The 19,028-nt window shown below is 39.8% G+C and carries 17 protein-coding genes; 12 read left to right on the top strand and 5 right to left on the bottom strand.

The window, feature by feature from the left end:
• The first annotated feature begins 304 nt into the window (after positions 1-304).
• Positions 305-757 carry a hypothetical protein gene (locus tag FC093_RS07665; protein ID WP_137261163.1) on the top strand — a complete coding sequence of 151 codons (453 nt, stop codon included), beginning with the start codon at positions 305-307 and terminating at the stop codon, positions 755-757.
• A 171-nt stretch (positions 758-928) separates the two neighbouring features.
• On the top strand, positions 929-1,123 hold the full coding sequence (locus FC093_RS07660; RefSeq protein WP_137261162.1) for a hypothetical protein: 195 nt from the start codon (positions 929-931) through the stop codon (positions 1,121-1,123).
• A 586-nt stretch (positions 1,124-1,709) separates the two neighbouring features.
• Here the strand turns inward: FC093_RS07660 and FC093_RS23710 are convergent.
• Complete coding sequence (locus FC093_RS23710; protein ID WP_170971023.1) at positions 1,710-1,868, bottom strand: hypothetical protein; 159 nt, start codon at positions 1,866-1,868, stop codon at positions 1,710-1,712.
• Between the two features lie 343 nt (positions 1,869-2,211).
• Here FC093_RS23710 and FC093_RS07655 point away from each other — a divergent pair, with 343 nt between their 5' ends.
• The 4 genes from FC093_RS07655 (at position 2,212) to FC093_RS07640 (ending at position 6,601) form a co-directional block, all read left to right on the top strand.
• Positions 2,212-3,096, top strand: coding sequence for an AraC family transcriptional regulator (locus tag FC093_RS07655; protein WP_137261161.1), 885 nt, complete (start codon positions 2,212-2,214; stop codon positions 3,094-3,096).
• Between the two features lie 4 nt (positions 3,097-3,100).
• The gene (locus FC093_RS07650) at positions 3,101-3,592 is read left to right on the top strand and encodes a DUF983 domain-containing protein (RefSeq protein WP_240743235.1); all 492 of its coding nucleotides are present in this window, start codon (positions 3,101-3,103) and stop codon (positions 3,590-3,592) included.
• A gap of 847 nt (positions 3,593-4,439) precedes the next feature.
• Positions 4,440-5,555 (top strand): hypothetical protein, encoded by a 1,116-nt coding sequence (locus tag FC093_RS07645; protein ID WP_137261160.1) that lies wholly within the window; start codon positions 4,440-4,442, stop codon positions 5,553-5,555.
• 5 nt (positions 5,556-5,560) lie between these two features.
• Positions 5,561-6,601, top strand: coding sequence for a T9SS type A sorting domain-containing protein (locus tag FC093_RS07640; protein ID WP_137261159.1), 1,041 nt, complete (start codon positions 5,561-5,563; stop codon positions 6,599-6,601).
• A 662-nt stretch (positions 6,602-7,263) separates the two neighbouring features.
• Here FC093_RS07640 and FC093_RS07635 read toward each other — a convergent pair.
• The 4 genes from FC093_RS07635 to FC093_RS07620 all read right to left on the bottom strand — a co-directional run bounded on the left by FC093_RS07635 (position 7,264) and on the right by FC093_RS07620 (position 13,814).
• A complete protein-coding gene (locus tag FC093_RS07635; protein WP_137261158.1) occupies positions 7,264-7,704 on the bottom strand; it encodes a response regulator in 441 nt (146 codons plus the stop codon).
• Positions 7,705-7,842: 138 nt separating this feature from the next.
• Positions 7,843-8,472, bottom strand: coding sequence for a response regulator (locus FC093_RS07630; protein WP_137261157.1), 630 nt, complete (start codon positions 8,470-8,472; stop codon positions 7,843-7,845).
• Between the two features lie 184 nt (positions 8,473-8,656).
• Complete coding sequence (locus tag FC093_RS07625; protein WP_137261156.1) at positions 8,657-12,727, bottom strand: PAS domain S-box protein; 4,071 nt, start codon at positions 12,725-12,727, stop codon at positions 8,657-8,659.
• A 130-nt stretch (positions 12,728-12,857) separates the two neighbouring features.
• Positions 12,858-13,814 (bottom strand): nitrilase family protein, encoded by a 957-nt coding sequence (locus FC093_RS07620; protein WP_137261155.1) that lies wholly within the window; start codon positions 13,812-13,814, stop codon positions 12,858-12,860.
• 225 nt (positions 13,815-14,039) lie between these two features.
• Between FC093_RS07620 and FC093_RS07615 the strand changes: the two genes are divergently transcribed.
• The 6 genes from FC093_RS07615 to FC093_RS07590 all read left to right on the top strand — a co-directional run bounded on the left by FC093_RS07615 (position 14,040) and on the right by FC093_RS07590 (position 18,978).
• On the top strand, positions 14,040-14,243 hold the full coding sequence (locus FC093_RS07615) for a hypothetical protein (protein ID WP_137261154.1): 204 nt from the start codon (positions 14,040-14,042) through the stop codon (positions 14,241-14,243).
• A 425-nt stretch (positions 14,244-14,668) separates the two neighbouring features.
• Positions 14,669-16,084 (top strand): hypothetical protein, encoded by a 1,416-nt coding sequence (locus tag FC093_RS07610; protein ID WP_137261153.1) that lies wholly within the window; start codon positions 14,669-14,671, stop codon positions 16,082-16,084.
• 30 nt (positions 16,085-16,114) lie between these two features.
• Entirely contained in the window at positions 16,115-16,336 is a 222-nt protein-coding gene (locus tag FC093_RS07605; RefSeq protein ID WP_137261152.1) for a heavy-metal-associated domain-containing protein, read from the top strand.
• Positions 16,337-16,478: 142 nt separating this feature from the next.
• Positions 16,479-17,525, top strand: a complete 1,047-nt coding sequence (locus FC093_RS07600; RefSeq protein WP_137261151.1) for a sialidase family protein — start codon at positions 16,479-16,481, stop codon at positions 17,523-17,525.
• Positions 17,526-17,927: 402 nt separating this feature from the next.
• Positions 17,928-18,359, top strand: coding sequence for a hypothetical protein (locus tag FC093_RS07595; protein ID WP_137261150.1), 432 nt, complete (start codon positions 17,928-17,930; stop codon positions 18,357-18,359).
• 37 nt (positions 18,360-18,396) lie between these two features.
• A complete protein-coding gene (locus tag FC093_RS07590; protein ID WP_137261149.1) occupies positions 18,397-18,978 on the top strand; it encodes a hypothetical protein in 582 nt (193 codons plus the stop codon).
• Positions 18,979-19,028: the final 50 nt, after the last annotated feature.

The raw sequence follows: 19,028 nt of genomic DNA, 5'->3' as shown, positions 1-19,028 counted from the left end.
TATAAACCGGTAAACTTATTATTTTTGACAACTGCTTTTACAGCAAACTATACAACACTTCGCCAGCAAAACAGGTGGTCAATTTGCCACGAAATCACCTGGTCAACTTCTACGAAATATCCAAATGACTCCTAAAAGAAATAACTAAAGCTGCGGAGTTCGGGGACGTTTATGGAGGCATTTGGGGTGAATAGATATGTTAAGGCGGATGTTCTCAGTACGGGCGATTCTGACCTGTAATATTAATCTGGCCTTGGTAAAAACCTTGGGTAAATTGCACAATACCTAAACTTAACTTACAAAGATGGAGGAATCATTAAAACATCTTGACTTTCTTACAGTAGAAACAACACAAGCATTAAACTACTTTCATGGTAAAGGAAATAGGATTTCATTTTTCTTTTTAGGTCTAATTCAAAGGTTACAAGCAGCAAGCCCAGGTTTAAGATTATTGACCGAACAGGCAGAAGCAAATATTGAATTGGAATTTTCGGCTGGATTGATAATAAGAACTTTGGCTTTAGATTACTTATTTGCCCTACATAGTTACGAGATACATCAATCAAACACTGAAGCTGGTAAATCTGAATTCGACGTTGGAAAAGAAGTCGAATTGCATTGTAGCAAAATCTTTGCAGACTCCATAAGATATACAATCAAGCATGTAGAAGATGTGCAGCAAGCAGAATGGATAACTGAAGAAGAAAAAATCCAACATTACCGTGAATTCTCCAAAAGGTATTCTCTATTTGTCTGACCTTATAACGAAAATGGGAAGGCACCCCGTATTCTGTTTGACCCACCAAAACAGGGTAAGGGTATATATCAGCATATATCCCAAGACCCATTTTTAAAATACCTTGTTGAATACTACGACTTATATGTTTACTACTCGAAGTATGAACATTACGGCATATTTTCCATTGAATTGTCTCGATTTGAACCCGAAAAGAAATTGAATAAATTGAAAGAAGGAGTGCAAATGCTGGTCACTCATTTCTTTCTATGCCTCACGATGTTAAACAAGTATGTTCCTGATGACTTTACTGATGAAAAACAAAAGTTGGTTGGTGATTACATTCATACCAAAATATTTGCAGGCATGCCTTTTCCTGCAGAATAACTACTGTTTTAGACAATTATATTCAACTATAGTTTACAAAACAACTGCCGCAAAATCTTGATAATAGAGATGTATAGGCTGAATGGATAGGAAATAGGAAACCCTTAAGGTGTATTACGAGGTTTTGACGTCTTTTGCTCTTATCTCTCTACTAATCTTTTGAAAAGATGCGGCAATAAGAATTCAGTTTATACTGACAACAAACTCCGCTATAACTTATCACCCATCGGCTGACAAGTGCAGTTTAAAATAATCCTATAACCCGTTTGCCAGGAAGTTACCAACGTATTTAAGTGGCTTTTAATGATTTTATAAACTACATGTCTATAGTTACCTCCACTTATTCAATTACTTTTGCATGATACCAAAACTTAATATAAAAACCAAAACAAATCATATGATTATTGAGTGTCCTGAATGCAAGTCAGAAAATGTTACCCGATTATCCGTTGCCCCTGATGAGTTTATCTGTGATGATTGCGGACGTGTTTTCGAGGATAATGACGAACCTGAAAAAGAGGATTAATCCCGAAATAAAGGGGTGCCGCTTGATTGCAGCACCCTTCTCTTATTGAATCATCAATGCTTACTGCATAATCTGCATTCCCAAATGACAGTCACCCTTGGAGTAATGCGCCTTGCTGATGGTAAACATGGCCGAATCGCCTGTGCCATACCATCCTAAAGATTCTAAACCATAAATTAAGAAATGATTATCACTGATTGGAATTGATGAACTTAACATTTTTGGCGATTTAAACTCCTTAGCAACAACACTTAAAAAAGCTATAATATAAAATGCGAACCCTTACAAATTTTTAAGGTCCCCGGTCTTTTCTTCCTCCTGATTCTCCTTTATCACCCTTGCGTATTAGCTCAGAAGCACTATGTTGTTGCATAAAAACAGAAGCCATCGCACTATTGGCAACGCAATATTCTTTCGGACAACACACAATAACTACAAAAAACAACACTACGCTTTCAAATTTTTCAAACTTTCCCTAATCAGTAAAAAGTACCATAAAAGCCTTAAAATTTACCTCTTTTAATGGTAAGTCGCTTGTAGTTTTGCATCAGAAACAAAGGTAATGTCAAAGGGAGCTCTGCCTGTATATAGTATTCACACTTTAAAAGATACACCACTTTCGCCGAATGAATTTGTTGCCGACCACTTTGCTCATTACTTAGAGGAACATAAGAATCTGCATTTTCCGCATAAGCATTCTTTTTATCATCTGGTGTATTTCTCACAGGGTTCGGGCAGCCATTCCATAGATTTTATCCATTTTCCTGTGGCGCCCGGTGAGATCTACTTTATGGCGCCGGGGCAAGTGCATAGCTGGTATTTTGATGAACAGCCCAACGGCTATATCGTAAATTTTTCAGAACAATACCTCCATGCGTTAATTGCTAATCCAAGATACCTCGATCAGTTTAGGTTCTTTTCGGGCAAGGCAAATGAACAGGTAATAACCATACCTGAAGAAGGCAGGCAACAAATTGAACAAATCCTGGAAACCATTGTTCGCGAAAGCAATTCAAAAGAAAAACTAAAAGATGATTTTGCAAGAACAGCGTTGGTTCAGTTGTTTATACAGGTGAGCCGGTACACCGGCAAAGAAAATGATGCGCAACAACACAGTTACAACTCCATTCTTTTTAGAAATTTTCAAAAGCTTATTGACCAGCATTATAAAGAAAAGAAGCTGACGAAAGATTATGCAGCTATGCTGTATGTAACACCTAATCATTTAAATGCTTTGAGCAAAGATGTAACCGGTCATTCTGCAGGGGAATTAATAAGAGACAGGATATTGCTGGAAGCTAAGAGATTGCTGGTGAATGCAAAAATGACCATCTCCGAAATAGCATTGGAACTGGACTTTGCCGACAACTCTTATTTCTCAAAATTCTTTAAGAAATATGAAGGAATAACACCGGAAGTATTCAGAAAACAAATCATAAAAAAATAAAAACATGGAAACAATAACATTTCGTCAAACAAACAATATTGATATGCCACACAGCGAACCTAAACCCAGTGTCTTTAATCTCTTTTTGTGTAAATGCCCAAGGTGCAGGCGTGGAGATATGTTTCAGGATAAAAATCCGTGGCATTTAAAAAACACCATGAAAATGAATAAAGAATGTTCCGTTTGCCGTCAGCCTTTAGATATTGAAGTAGGCTTTTATTTTGGCTCCAGTTATGTGAGCTATGCGTTTACCGTTGCGTTGAGTGCAGCTACGTTTATTTTGTGGTGGCTTACTATTGGTTTTTCGCTCTATGATAACCGCATTTTTTACTGGCTTGCTTTTAACGCTGTATTCTTAATAGCCATGCAGCCTTACCTGATGAGAGTTGCACGTACAGGCTGGCTTTCTTTCTTTGCATGGTACGATAAAAACTGGAAAACAAATCTGCCACAGCCGCTTGAAAGAACCAATAAAGACCAACAGAATAACTGGTAAGTATCTCATAAATCAGTTTCAACTACAACTGCTGATACTACGTTCAACTAATCCATCCGGGAAACTTTAATAAATGGACAGTATTAGTTTTCACTAATGTAAAAATGGACTCCCGGGTAATATGAAATAAATGACAGGCTTTAGTTTGGGTAAATGCCCGTGCTAAAGCCTGTCATTTATTTTTCAGCTCCCATGCTCCTTCATCTCCCAATATTCCCCTTATTAATCGTTGTACATTACCAAGAAATAGTACGTTACAGCACTGCAGCAACAACCATTATACTACTGCTAACACCATGCTTTTTAGCCAACCTAATAACTATGAAAAATAGCATTGTGAAAATGATATCATTACCTTAATGATGCGCAATTACAAAGGAAAAAATATCCCTTGCATGCCAATACACCGCTTTCTGTAAACAGGCAGTCTTATAATTTCTACTTCGGCATATTAAGTAATCTAACAGGCTTATAACCAAGAATCATTTACAGCTGCAAATAAAATGGCTGCTACGCTAATTTGCATTGCAGCCGACAGTAACAGATAAATTTAATTTGTCAAATACTTTATCTACATTTGTTATCAAAGGAAGGAATCATTCCGAATTACAAGCCAGGATAAGCTGCACAACCAAAGTACACTTTCAGAAACATCATTGCTATAAACATACCTCCTCCCTTATTACCCCTATTATTGCAACTTCCGGTAATGGATTAAATGGCACTGTTACAAAAACATGAAGCAGCACTTATTTTTTCATCTGAAAGATAAGATTGCCTAAAAGAAGTATAGATGAGTTGCAAATGAAAGGTTGCGAATTTTCTTCATCCATACAAACCAATCATTATGAAAACAACACACTTTCTGCTGATGGCAGCTACTGCTATGCTTCTTTTTGTGCAACAGGCGCATGCCAAAATATGGCGTGTAAACAGCAACTCCAACTACAACGGCACTTCGCTGTGGGGCGATAACTTTGGCGGCACTTCTGCCAATCCGGTTTTTAAACAATTAAGTAATGCTAATAGTTCCAACCTGGTATCGGCTACTGCCGGCGATACGCTTTATATGGAAGGCGCTGCGATAGATTATTCTGCTGCTACGATTACCAAAAAGTTAGTTATCATCGGGCCGGGTTATTTATTAAACGAAAACCCGAATGTATCGAACGATGCACTTGCTGCACGGCTGGATAATATTGCATTTAATACCGGTTCTGCAGGCTCTCAGCTGATAGGCGTTTATGTGTATGGGTTTTATGGCATTACTATTAATGTAAGTAATATTACTATCAAAAGATGCAGAATAGACCGGTCTATCACCCTTGCTAATGCAATCTCAGATATTCTTGTGTTGCAGAACTTCTTTTCTAATTCCTATAATCCCAATGATGCAACCAGTGCTATATTACCTAACTTTTATGGCTTTCCTACCGATTTTGTATTTGATAATAATATTTGTAAAAAGACCCTTATTCTCAATTCTAATAATACGGTTCGTACAGCACAGGAAGTAAACAACAATACTTTTGACTGCCTGGCTATCAGCGGTAAGCCTTCTATTCAATTAAACACTGGTTCCTTTAAAAACAACATTCTAAAAACGCCAACCGCTACGGTGGATATAAATAACCATACCAATAATAATGTGAGTTTTTGTGTAAGCTCGTCGAGCACCGGGCAGTTTGGAACAAGCAATAACAACAAAGTAATCACTAGCATCAGCAGCATATTTGTAACATCGGGCACTACCGATGGCATATACCAGTTGAAGAGCGGCTCTGCAGCCAGCAACAATGGCTCCGATGGTACCGACAGAGGTGCATTTGGCGGAGCCATCACCAACCATTATACGCTTTCAGGCTTGGCGCCCGTGCCGGTCATTTACCAGCTTACAACTTCGGGTGTAGCTACTCCTGCTTCCGGCTTATCTGTTACTATTAAAGCAAGAACTATAAAATAAACCCTATGAAAACATGCATCATCACGCTGCTACTGGCGTGCGCCGGGCTGTTTTCGCTGGCGCAAAATATAATGCAGGCAGAGTACTTTATTGATAAGGATAAAGGCATAGGAAAGAATACAAAGCTAAATGTAACACTCGCTGCCGACAGCAGTTTTGCCTTTAAGATTAATCTTGCCGGCGTTGCTCCTGGTTATCATAAATTATACATACGCACTAAAACAAGCAATAACAAATGGAGTTTTCCGGTAAGAGCAAACATTGAAGTATTCCCTTCACAAACAACCGCAAACATTACTGCCGGAGAGTATTTTTTTGATACTGATCCTGGCGTTGGTAAAGGTAAAGCAATTGCCATAGGAAGTGCAAACACCACCTTAACACAAACGTTTACTGCCAAAACAACCGGCTTATCGCCCGGCTATCACAAGTTGTATATACGCATGCTGGATAGTGACGGGCACTGGGGATTGAATGTGAGAAGAAATATAGAAATCATTAAGAGCCTTGATACTGCAAAAATTACAAAGGCAGAATATTTCTTTAACAACGATCCGGGCTTTGGCAAAGCTACCGGACAGGTATTTGCGACGCCAAGCGCCAACGGAACATTTAAATTTACAATTCCTTACAACAAAATACCAGCGCGTGCAGATACCTTGTTTGTGCGTATGCAGGATGCAAACTTTACATGGTCGCTTACCAAACTTGCCCGTTTCTCGGGTGCACCCGCACTTGCACCGGTTATCAATAACCAGTCGCTGATAACAGATGCTAACAAGCTATCGTTACAGCAGTTCAATGTTTCGGTAAGCCCCAATCCGGTAAGTGGTAATGCGCTTACGCTAAATATTCAGCACACAAAACAAACTGGTTTGCAATTAATGGTTTATAGCCTTGATGGTAAAGCCATTCTATCCCAGCAGTTCGAAGGAGCAGGCAGTTTTAGCAGGCAAATAAATATTAGCACACTTGCAACAGGTACTTATGTTCTTCATATAAGTGATGGACTGGAAATACGTACTGTTCAATTTATAAAAGAGTAGTTTATTGCATTCATTTCTATGGCAAAGGTCTTCTGCTTAACCGTTGAAGACCTTTACTGTTATTGGTGGTGATGAACTACAATAAATTTATTTGTTGGCAAGCTTTAGAAATAGTTCTTCTTTATAAATCTTTGTGTATTTGCAAGAGCATGTTATACTGTTTTATAGAATGAAAGCCGCAAGCAGCAGTTTATCTGTTAGGCGGGATAGTGCTTCGTAAGGCAGCTTTTTTGGGGATACATCATTTGTATGCATTACTGCTGTTGTGTCTTGTTGAATATTGGATTCTAATTATATAATAAAATTACAAAAGTATTTATTGGCACTAAAAAGTATAATTGAATAAATACTCTTGCAGATGAGATACATAAAGGTTATGCAGCAGGAAAAAATGCTATAAAAGCGGCCGTAAAGTAACTTGTAGTTAAGTATATTTTGATTTGATTTTGGATTCCGGGAGTTATAAAACATACTGTATTAATTGCATTATTAAAGTGTTCTGCTTTGCTGCTTGCGGCTTTATAATATCTCTATTATTATGTAGTACAAAATAAAACAAAATACAAATAAGTAGCTATAACAGAACAACCTGATATTTTGTAGTATAAATACACCCTTTCTGTAATATTCTTTCTACAAAACTGATATTGGAACAGTCTTATTTATTGAATAATGGAAGCAACCAGCGCAGGTAATTTTTCAAAATCGTTCGATTTATCCAAAAAGTAGTGGGCACCTGATTCGAGACAGAGGTTTTTATAAAAATCATCACCCTGATTGGTAACCATAATGACGGTTGTGCCAGGATAAAGCGCTTTGATGTGTTTAAGTAAAACAATGCCGCTTTTATCGGGCAAATTAACATCCAGCAGTACTACTGCCGGCTTGCAAACAGCAAGCAAATCAACCGCCCGGGCATATGTGCCACAACTTTCGATAGAAGTAATACCCTCCACTTCTTCCAGCCATTCACTTATCTTTTTTACAATAAGCGGAGAATCGTCCACTATGAGCAATGGCTTAGCAGGTTTGCCGGTATAAGTGTTTGCAGGTGCCTCCTTTACATACAAAGTAAAATGTCCTGTACAATAATGTATATTCATAAGAGAAGTACACTAAACTCGATGAGGTTCAATAAAGCTGTGCTGATGCTTGTGCAGTAAAAATAAAAGTATATAACATAGCAAAATGTAGAAGGATTTTACAAAATGTGTAGTATCGCAACTACAACATACTGAGTGCTATATCAGTTTGTATTCCATAGCATACTGCGTAAGCTCAGCATTGGCTTTTACATTCATCTTTGCCAGTATCCTCGACCGGTAAGTACTTACGGTAGTTACACCCAAGTGCAATATATCACCAATCTCGGAAACTGACTTGCCCACAGCCAACATTTTAAATACTTCAAACTCGCGGTCGGACAAATGCTCGTGGGGTAATTTTTCGGAGTGAAAATCTACGGCAGATGCCAGCTTTTCGGCTACTACCGGCGTAATGTATTTTTTGCCCGAAAGCACCCTATTAATGGCAGTTACCAGTTCCTCGGGCGCCATATCTTTATTGAGGTAGCCGGCAGCCCCCGCCTTTAATACACGCACACCATATTGTTCTTCGGGATACACACTTAGTACCAGTACCGGCAACTTTGCATCGTATGCTTTAATCTGCTGCAGCGCTTCCAGGCCGCTACGCCCCGGCATAGAAAGGTCGGTAATAACAATATCGTATTGCTCCTTTATTACTTTTTGAACCAACTCTTCTGCATCGCACACCTCTGCTATGGCTGCCGTTGGAAAGGCATCCAGCAAAATATCTTTTAATCCCCTTCTTACAATTGCATGGTCGTCTGCAATTAATATTCTCAACATGCAAAAAAGTTTATCACAACAATCATGTGAGTAGTGAGTGATCAGTTGTGAGTTAGTGAATTGTCAATGGTGTAAGAAAAGTGTAGCGTGAGAAGTGAAAATAAGGATGTAACATAAACACTTTTTCATTCACCATTCACCGTTCACAAAAGTAGTATTTATCCGTCCACTTCCTGAATAGCTCCTATCTCAGGGGAATTTCAACCGACACTGTTGTTCCTTTGCCTGGGCGGCTTTCAATGCTGTATTTACCATTGAGCATAATGGCCCTTTCTTTCATGCCCAGCAAACCAAGTGTTTTTCTTTTAGCTTGCCCGTTTATGTCAAAGCCAACCCCATTATCTTTAACGGTAAGGCAAAGCAAATTATTTTTCTTCTGCAAATTGCATAACACTTCTGTTGCGTTGGCATGGCGTGCAATATTGGTGAGCGCCTCCTGAAAAATCCTGAAAATAGCAATGGAAATGGCAGGTGGAAATTTATCGTCCGGCACACCGGTAGAACAGGATACTACAATGCCCGTACGGCTGCTAAACTCGTGACTTTGCCAGGCGATAGCTTCTGCGAGTCCCAGATCGTCCAACATGCTGGGACGAAGCTGTGCAGCTATTCTTCTTACCGCACTAATGGTACTGTCTGTCAGTTCTATCGCAGTTTTGATTTTGTTGCGAATATTTTCGTCACCGGCAGTTAATTTTCTGCCAATCCACGAAATATCCATTTTTAATGCCGTAAGCTGTTGTCCCAATTCATCGTGTATCTCGCGTGCAATATTGGTTCGTTCTTCTTCGCGAATATCCTGCAGATGCGATGTCAGCTCGCGCAGTTGCTGCGTAGTGGCAATCAAAGCATCTTTGGCTTTTTCCTGTTCTGTGCGATCGAGCACGATTGCCATTCGCGCCAGCTTGTTTCCATACCAAATGGAGTTGGCAGTCACTTGCACTTTCATTAACTCTCCGCTTTTCTTTTTGTGAAGGGAGTAAAATTCCATTGTTTCGGGCCAATTTGTTTTGTTCATAGCAGCCAGTTCAAGCGCGTTTTTCTTTGGCCTAATCTCTAATAAACTCATAGAAAGAAACTCCTCCCGGCTATAGCCATATTGCTTAACCGCAGCAAGATTCACCTCCAAAAACCTTAGTGTCTCCTCGTCAAAAATCCAGTGTGGTAAAGGGCTTTTCTCAAACAAGGCACGGTATTTTTCTTTCGATTCAACCAACAGCCTTTCCCGTCTTTTCTGGCTGGTTATATCGGCACTTACACCTAATAACTGCGTTACGTTTCCCCTCTCATCTTTTATAGGACTTATAGTAAAATCAAAAATGGCTTCTTCGTTATTCATCCACAAGGTATTGGTAAACTTTTGCACTGCCCCGCTTTCCACACAGGCTTTGTACCGGGCGTAAACATTTTGATATTCGTTAGCGCTAAATATTTCATCTACCGAACGCCCAAGCAAATCTTCTTTATTCACGCCGCCGAGGTTTACAAAAGCCTCATTTACCAACAGTATACGAAAGTTATTGTTTGCTTCCACTTTCAGTAGCCACATGGCATTTTCGGTACTGTTGAATATGAGCGAAAGCTGTTGCTGTTTTTGCTGTAAACTTTGCCTATATAGCAGTTCCTGCGTAATGTCCCACCCGGCTGCCAGCCATACTGCTCTGGCATTATAAGTTATCAGGTTAGCATTTATTTTTACATATATAATATCCCCGTTCTTCTTCCTGTGCTGCACTACTTCTTCCAGCCGCTTTATGTCTTTGCCTCTCTGCTTTAGTATTTGCAAAAAAGGATGTTCTTCAGGTACTTTCAGGTCTTTTGCATTTAAGCCGATGAATGCATCTTTTGAATAGCCATATTGTGCAACGGCGGCATGATTTATATCTATAAATGCAAAAGTATCCGCATCGGTCATCCACAACGGAACCGGATTTTGTTCGAATAATAAACGATAGTTTTTTTGTGACAAAAACAAAGCCTCCTCCACCCGCTTCTGCTCGGTAACATCCTGTACCATACCGGCAAGTTTCACCAACTGGCCGCTTTTATCCCTTATTGCTTCTCCTACCTCGTGCATATAACGGATGGCGCCACTTTTTAAAACAACCCGGTAAAAAACATCAAAATACTTTGAATGCGAAATGGCAAGTGCAATTTCGCGCAGCAGGCGCTCTCTGTCGTCCGGATGTACAGCATTTATAAAAGTGTGATAATCTGGTTTGGTTGTTTCCGGGTTCAGTCCGTATATTTTATATATTTCATCAGACCAGAAGAATTGATTGGTAATTAAATCCCGCTCCCAATGTCCCAGCTTTCCGTGCGATTGTGCTCTTCTGTACCTTGCTTTACTTTCCCTTAACCTGTCCTCTATTCTTTTATACTCGGTAATGTCTGATGAAACCCCGATAATACCCGATAATTTTCCTTGTTCATTATAAATGGGTGTATGCGTTACAAACACGGGAAAAACAGTTTCATCTTTTCGCCGCACCTCCAACTCTCCCGACCAGGTGTTGCCTTGTTTCAGTACTTCTATTATTTGCATTGCCAGGTCCCTGCTTTGGTATGCGGGTGTAAGTTCAATAATATTTTTATCCATCGCTTCTGCTTCGCTCCAGCCATAGATGCTTTCAGCCGCTTTGTTCCAATACGTTACTATGCCCTGCAGGTCGGTAGCTATTACTGCCTGGCCAATAGTATTTAATAAATTGGCTTTAAACCTGTTTCTTTCTTCGGCCATTTTACGTTCACTTATATCTAATACTATTACCAGCGCTCCCTTGTACTTGCTTTTTTTAAATAATGGAACGGTTTGCAATAAAGTGTAAACAGGCGAGCCATCTTTTTTAATGAAAGTAAATTCGTGCTGCCGTGCTATTCCTTTTTTTCGTTCTTCCACCAGCTTCTGCGCCTGCTGTTTGGCTTCCTCACTCATAAACTGAAACATCGAAGCATTAATCAGTTCTTCTTTAGTATAACCTAATAAAGCAGTCATGAAATTGTTGACGAAAGCAGTGTTGCCCTTTTCATCAATCTGCCAGATGCCTTCGTGCACCGTTTCTACAATGGTCCGGTATTGCAATTCACTTTCTGCCAATGCCTGTTCTGCATTTTTTTTATCCGTAATATCATGAAAATACACCGACAGTCCCTGGGGTGAAGGATACAGCACGCCCTCAAACCACTTTTGAAAAATATCAACGTATTCCTCGGTACGAAAAACCTGTTGATCCTGCATGGTTTTATGATACTTATGGTATAAAGAAGTTCCAACTAATTCGGGAAATTCCTGCCATATATTTTTCCCGATCATTCCACTGGGATCACGACCAATAATTTCGGCGGCTTTTTTATTGATATAAGTATAATTCCAGTCAGCATCAAGCGCAGTAAATCCATCCGATATGCGGTTGAAAACATTAGTCAGTTCTTCCGTTTTGTGAATAATATGCTGTGCTGATTGCTCGTTGAAATCCTTTAATTGCTTTTCCAGTTGCTTTGTTTCGGTGATATCCCTTATTACAGAAACCGTCCCGGTCATTTTTCCATCCTCATCCTTTAATACACCAATAGAGATAATGGCAGGAAACGCATCGCCGTTTTTTTTATGTGTGGTGATTTCGCCCTTCCAGGAGCCTTTTTCAAACAGTTGCTGTTGCACTTGTTCCTGCATTGCATGAGAGAAAATTGTATTCGTCCATTCACGTGCATGTTTGCCTATCGCTTCCTCTTCCATCCATCCAAACATTTCCCGGGCATGCTGGTTATAACTCGTTATGCAAAATCGTGCATCGGTTGCAACAACAGCATCGGAAATACTGCTAAAAAGCGTAGCATGAAATTGTAGCTGCTCCTGTGTTTTTTTCAAAACAGAAGTATTAGCAGCAGAAGCCAGTATATAGGTTTTGTTGTTGTTGGTAAAGCAACTCAGGTATATCTCAATTTCGAAAGTGCTTCCATCTTTGCGGCGGTGCACTGCCGGAAATGAAGCATGTTGTTCTTTGCTTTTAATAATGCCATCAAATCCGGCTGCTATTACTTCGTTGCTAAATGAGGCATCAATATCCTGTGGTGTTTTGCTTAGCAATTCTTCCTTTGTATAACCTAAAGAGCGGAGTGCCGTTTGGTTGGCATTTACAAACCGCATTGCTGTTGGATCAATGATATAGATGCTGTTTGGCGAGCACTCGAAAGCCTGTTGTACCAACTGTGCATCTGCATTCTGACTGTTCACCAAATCTGTTGATATTGGCATATAAAACGTGTTATTCTAAAATAAAAAAATTACCGGCTGACAAGTAAACTGCGAGAAGAGAAAACATCTGCTGTAAAACCACTCTTTGCGTATTAGTATTTAATAAAGGTCCCGCATTTTACAGCCGGTTTTAATTTTCACCGGGGTTTAACCAAACCACTTTCTGGTCGGGCGTATGCGGCTGCCCAATGATGTCGCGGTATAAATCGGGCCTTCTTGCTTTTTTGTAGCGGTAGCCGCCGGCTTTGGTAAGTGCATCGGGGTTCAATACCGCCGTTTGCACTTCGTTACCCAGCTTCCGGCATTCGGCAATCACATCGCCATACGGATCAATAATCATTGAGCATCCATTCTTTAACTGGTCGTCATCCATACCTATTGGATTGGAAAAAACCACATATGCGGCATTGTCGTAAGCGCGGGCCGGCAACCATTTCATCAGCCAGTCACGCCCTTTCATACTATCAAATTCGAGGCGCAGTGAAGTAGGATCATTCTCCCGATTTTTCCATAATGCAGGATCAACAAATCCTGCCCCCGGGCGCGTAGAAGGCGTGCACATAGTAACGTGTGGCATAAAAATGATATCGGCACCAAGAAGGCTGGTTGCTCTTACATTTTCAATTACATTGTTATCATAGCAAATGAGAATACCGCATTTCCAGCCATACAATTCAAACACACAATATGCATTGCCGGGTGTAATATTAGGATTGATAAACGGGTGCAGCTTGCGGTATTTTGCTACCAACCCATTGCCATCCACGCATACACAGGCTTTATATATTTTGTTTTCGCTATCTTTTTCAAATAGTCCTGCAAGTACTGCAATGTCCAGTTTTTTGGCAATTGCTGTTAATCGTTTTATGCTATCGCCTTCGGGTATAACCTCCGATATATCCAGCAATTCTTCCTTGCTAAGATGCCTTGCAAAAGTATAGCCGGTGATAGAACATTCGTGAAATGCTACCACTCTGGCGCCTTCTTTAGCCGCCTGTTCACTCAGGCTTTCTATCACGCCCAGGTTGTACTGTTTATCATTGCTTTTATTTTCAAACTGTGCGGTTGCCACTTTTAGTTTTTGCATAAAAAAATGTATTTACTACTGTAAACAATTAAAGTTAAAGATAGAATAAGCTAATTAAAAACCAGTTTTGAGGATGTGATTGGATATGAAGTTTTTCGGGCAATAGTGTACATTTTGTACACTGTAATTTCTAAACAACTAAAAAGCCGCATATACGGGTAATTTAAAGCGGTATATTTAGGTTTATAGCACAAAAATTAGTAGCTTTATAGCAAAACGATTGATATGCTGGAAACAATAGATATACTAAGAAAAAAAGAGAGAAATATAATACATGCAGATAATCAATCAGCAATTGATTATCTGCATCTGCAGTATCCCTGGTACACGCAACACCAAATTAAAGAGGTAATTAAAACTGCCGGGCCGCTGTACACTAATATTGAAAGAGTATTAAGACAAAAACATGTTGTTACTACAGCTGAATAAAATGTTTTTCTTACTTAAATAATGTAATTTCTTCCGGGTGCCTGCCCGTGAAGTAATAGTTTTTTGTGCCATACCACTGCGTTAGTTATTGCAGTGGTTTTTTATTATAGAACAATATCTACCCATACTTCCTCGCTGCAAAAATTTAAGGTAAATAAAATCCTCATGCCTACCCTAAAATTCTGTAAATCATTTCCATAATTGTATAACAGTATCGCCTGATTATGAAGATAGCTTTGTACTATCGAAATAAATAATAAAAACACTCCTAACCAGAAGTGCTGTGTATACTAAAGATCAGTATGAATTTTGTACTTATTGCAATGGCTGTTGTTTATTGTTTATTAAAGCGTATAAAAGGTAACGTAACAGTACCGGCGTTACAACAGTTTTCAATGACATTATTTAAGTAAAAAGCTTTTTAAATGAAAAAATTGTTTACAGCCCTTATGCTGCTTGGCATTGCTGCAGGCAGTCGTGCGCAGGAGCACAATACGGATAGCATGAAAATGGATCACATGAATATGCACCATATGCACGATACTATGCCCATGTACGATTCTATGAAGAGCATGCACAACATGGATATGAATAGCGATATGAATATGCCTGGTATGACACATTCTTTTTCCCTTTCATTACCTATGAACCGCAATGGCTCGGGCACGTCCTGGTCGCCAGACAATAACCCGATGTATATGCTGATGGCTCACACCAAAAAAGGCATGTGGATGTTTCATGGAAGTGTATTTGTGCGCTACAATACGCAGCAATTAACCAAGAAAACTTCGCGCAGCGATGCACAGTTTGATGTGCCCAACTGGTTTATGGCAATGTACAACCGCAAAGTAGGCAAGAATGGCTTGTTCAACTTCTCTGCCATGCTCAGCCTCGACCCGTTGACCGTTACCGAACGTGGCTATCCGCTCCTGTTTCAATCGGGTGAATCGTATAAAGGCGAGCCGCTGGTAGACCGGCAACATCCACACGATTTTTTTACAGGATTAACAGTAAGCTATACGCAGCGGCTGAGCAACAAGGTAGATGTGTTTGGCTACTTGGGCTACCCCGGCGAGCCGGCCATCAGCGCACCTACTTTTATGCATCGCATCATTGCATTGAACGATCCGGACGCACCTTTAAGCCACCACTGGCAGGATGCAACGCATATTACATTTGGAGTGGCTACATTAGGTGTGCGCGTGGACAAATTCAAGCTGGAAATATCAGATTTTAACGGCAGCGAACCGGACGAAAACCGCTATGATTTTGATAAAATGAAATTCAACAGTTATACATGGCGGCTATCCTATAATCCAACGGAGGCGTGGGCTTTGCAATTTTCACAGGCATACATCAAAAGCCCCGAAGCATTGCATCCTGAGGAAAACATCTGGCGTTATACAGCTTCGGCAATGTATGCAACTCCGGTAGCTATGAACGGCAGCTATTTTGTTTCTACATTGGTGTGGGGCATGAATGATGCAGGTAAAAACCACCGCGAACATTCTGTATTGCTCGAAGGTGTACAGCAATTGCCTAAGCAGGCGGTGTATGGCAGGTATGAATTTGTGCAAAAGTCGGCAGAAGAATTGGTGCTGGAAGATGCGTATGACCATAAGTTATTTAATATTCACAAGCTTACGTTGGGCACTAACAGACGCCTGTTTAATGTAGGTCCCATAGAATTTTTAGCGGGTTTACAGGCATCTGTAAATGTGCCGCCCAAAAGCCTGCAAAGCCTCTACGGCAAAGCACCAATGAGCGGTCAAATTTATCTGGATATACGGCCACATTTGATGAAGCATACAATGCATGACATGCACAGTATGAAGCCATAAAGAACTATATCATTTTTAAAATAAATTACTATGAATACATATCAGTTTAAAACCAACATCATGTGCACCGGCTGTATTGAAAAAGTAACGCCTTACCTGGAGTCTAACAACGAAATAAGAAGCTGGCACATTGACATAAATGACAAGAACAAAATTCTTACGATTGAAACCGATAAGCTTTCATCGGAGATAGTAACGGAGATTATAAAAAATGCAGGGTACAGTGCAGTGCCGCTGCAGGAGCGCAGGTAAAAATTTGTGTGGCGCACTTATCTATCGGCAGAAAAGATTTTCGCAGCATAAAACTTTTTATGTAAACTTTGTTTCTTTAGCGCTCAACAATGAGAGAAATTTGCTTGTAAAAATTTTTATTTGCGTTATCTAATATTTGCGAATGATAAAAGGTAGTTTTTTTATTGCAGTCTTGCTCCTGTTGATTATCAGCGGCAGTGCCCAGGAAAAAACAGTGATTGCTGCCGGGCAAATGCCTTCTATTACAAAAGACAGCCATCAAAATATACATGTGGTGTATGGCAGTGGCGATAGTATTTTATACACTTTTTCAAACGACAAAGGTGCTTCTTTTGCGGCTTCACAATTGATTAGCATTTTACCCGGCTTGGTAGATTATGCTACGCGCGGACCACAGATAGCTGCTACCAACAATGGCGTTGTAGTAATTGCTGTAAACAAACAGGGCAATATTTTTTCTTATATAAAAAATACAGCAGGCAAATGGACTAAAGCGAGCAAAGTAAATGATACGGATACGACCAATAAAGAAGGTTTTTTAGGATTAAGCAGCGATAGTGAACATACATTGTTCGCCATTTGGCTGGATGTAAGAGGCACACATCACAATCAGGTATATGGCGCAAGGTCGGTAGATGGCGGTAAGTCGTGGCAAAAAAATGTATTGATTTATGCTTCTCCCGATGGACATGTGTGTGAGTGCTGCAAGCCTTCGGTAGCCATACAGGGCAACAATGTATTTGTAATGTTTAGAAACTGGCTGCAAGGCAACCGAGATTTATATCTTGTCCAATCTACCAATGGAGGACAAACTTTTGGGAACGCACAAAAACTGGGCAATGGCAATTGGCAATTAAATGCCTGCCCCATGGATGGCGGCGGTTTAGCCATTAATGATAAAGGCGTGGCAGAAACAGTCTGGCGCCGCGAAAATACCATTTATGCATGCGAACCGGGCAAAGCGGAAATAGCGTTAGGCATAGGAAAAGGCTGTTCCATAGCAACTGTAAATAACAAAAATGTGTATGCCTGGTCTGCCGGCGGCAACATTACTTGTCTGCTGCCCGATGGCACCGCAAAGGTTATCGGCAAAGGAGCCTTGCCACTCCTAAAATCTGTAAGCAACGATGCCGTTGTTTGTATATGGGAAAATAACAAGCAGATAGAAAGTTCAGTTCTGCACTTATAGTTCATTTTAAAAAATACAGGGTTAGTTTTTTATAGTAATTCAATTTAATCCAAGGCTTTAGATAAGCATACGCTTTAGCTAAAGCCTTTTGTTTTTTTGCCATTCCAAACCCAACACTCACTTATAACTTTCTTGCTCTACTTCTTTTCCCTTTGCGCCATAGCGTCTCCGTGGTAAAAGAAAATTGTATCAAAAGCAGACAGTTTTTGTTCGCTTTGGTACATTTTCTTTTAGCTACAATTAAACGCTTATCGTTTTACAAACTAAAGACTTAGCCACTCATATATCCGCTCACACCACTGCTCCTTCTTTTCCGCCACTCATCGCTCACATGCGGCATTGGCACCGGCTGATGGTACGCCTTTGTAATGTTATTAAGCATCATTACAAAAACAAAAAGTCATGAAAAAGCTTATCATTATACTCCCGGTTCTTATAGCAGTTATTATTTGTTTATCATTTGCTACAAAGCCCCACCCAACAGAACAGCCGGTTAGTAAGTCCATAAACCTGTCTATTTACAGCAATAACAATTATTCTTCGGCAGCATACGACAGCACCATAGCATCTGTACACATAACAGTTTACAAAGTAGTTGGTAACAAATACATCTCTGTTTATGAGAAAACATTAAACGGTATGCAGTTGAAACAATATCCGGATATGCAGAACGCCACTAACAGCAGCCTCACAATCCCTAATCTGTTAAACAGCAGAGAAAAGCTGCTCATCAATTATGCTGTTACTTACAATACACAGGGCAGTGAATTAACGCTCAATAATTATATGGTTACCAATGCTGCTAAAAAGGAAGATTTAAAAATTAATATTTAATACAACATTCATCAACATACTCCTAAAATATTCAACCATGAAAAAACTATTCATCTTCGCATCCATTTTATTGCTGGCAATATCCTGCAACACCGGCAAGTACATCAGCACATCAGCTATCGGATTGGTAAACTTACAAAACTATGCTGCAAAAAGTGCAATAGATTTACCCTACACCTACAATTATATGGTGATTACCAATCAGCAGGATTTTGACAACACGTTTGGCATTGCCAAATCGGGCAATATCAATATTACTTACCCGGGTTTTGCCGGACAAACAGTGATAGCTTGCGTTGCACAACCCACTACTAACAATGTAACCATTCATTTTGATAAGGCAGAAGTGGCAGGCAAAGAGCTTAATGTGTACTGCACTACTACCGAAGGCAGCGAACATCTTAAAAACGCTATCATTCCTGTAGCAGTAGCAACCGTGCCTAAAGTGATGGATGTAAAAAAAGTGGTTTTTTATACCAATGGCGAAAAGGTTATGACCAAAGCAGTATCGTTTAAAGAAAAGGAAGAGAAGGAAATAAATACTGCAAATGAAAATAATACCAATGATACAAAACCTGTAGTTTTAAAAAGAATGATGCGCAGACCGGCAGTGATATAAAAAAGTTTTTCTTTTTAAAACGAATTATTATATATTTACCAAAGGAAACG

This window comes from Ilyomonas limi, assembly GCF_005233845.1.
GTDB classification, from domain to species: domain Bacteria; phylum Bacteroidota; class Bacteroidia; order Chitinophagales; family Chitinophagaceae; genus Ilyomonas; species Ilyomonas limi.
This window is presented reverse-complemented; position numbering and strand designations above follow the sequence as displayed.

Coding starts and splice junctions, on each gene's coding strand:
- FC093_RS07665 (WP_137261163.1), top strand. CDS start 305: ATGGAGGAATCATTAAAACATCTTGACTTTCTTACAGTAGAAACAACA.
- FC093_RS23710 (WP_170971023.1), bottom strand. CDS start 1,868: ATGTTAAGTTCATCAATTCCAATCAGTGATAATCATTTCTTAATTTAT.
- FC093_RS07655 (WP_137261161.1), top strand. CDS start 2,212: ATGTCAAAGGGAGCTCTGCCTGTATATAGTATTCACACTTTAAAAGAT.
- FC093_RS07650 (WP_240743235.1), top strand. CDS start 3,101: ATGGAAACAATAACATTTCGTCAAACAAACAATATTGATATGCCACAC.
- FC093_RS07645 (WP_137261160.1), top strand. CDS start 4,440: ATGAAAACAACACACTTTCTGCTGATGGCAGCTACTGCTATGCTTCTT.
- FC093_RS07640 (WP_137261159.1), top strand. CDS start 5,561: ATGAAAACATGCATCATCACGCTGCTACTGGCGTGCGCCGGGCTGTTT.
- FC093_RS07635 (WP_137261158.1), bottom strand. CDS start 7,704: ATGAATATACATTATTGTACAGGACATTTTACTTTGTATGTAAAGGAG.
- FC093_RS07630 (WP_137261157.1), bottom strand. CDS start 8,472: ATGTTGAGAATATTAATTGCAGACGACCATGCAATTGTAAGAAGGGGA.
- FC093_RS07625 (WP_137261156.1), bottom strand. CDS start 12,727: ATGCCAATATCAACAGATTTGGTGAACAGTCAGAATGCAGATGCACAG.
- FC093_RS07620 (WP_137261155.1), bottom strand. CDS start 13,814: ATGCAAAAACTAAAAGTGGCAACCGCACAGTTTGAAAATAAAAGCAAT.
- FC093_RS07615 (WP_137261154.1), top strand. CDS start 14,040: ATGCTGGAAACAATAGATATACTAAGAAAAAAAGAGAGAAATATAATA.
- FC093_RS07610 (WP_137261153.1), top strand. CDS start 14,669: ATGAAAAAATTGTTTACAGCCCTTATGCTGCTTGGCATTGCTGCAGGC.
- FC093_RS07605 (WP_137261152.1), top strand. CDS start 16,115: ATGAATACATATCAGTTTAAAACCAACATCATGTGCACCGGCTGTATT.
- FC093_RS07600 (WP_137261151.1), top strand. CDS start 16,479: ATGATAAAAGGTAGTTTTTTTATTGCAGTCTTGCTCCTGTTGATTATC.
- FC093_RS07595 (WP_137261150.1), top strand. CDS start 17,928: ATGAAAAAGCTTATCATTATACTCCCGGTTCTTATAGCAGTTATTATT.
- FC093_RS07590 (WP_137261149.1), top strand. CDS start 18,397: ATGAAAAAACTATTCATCTTCGCATCCATTTTATTGCTGGCAATATCC.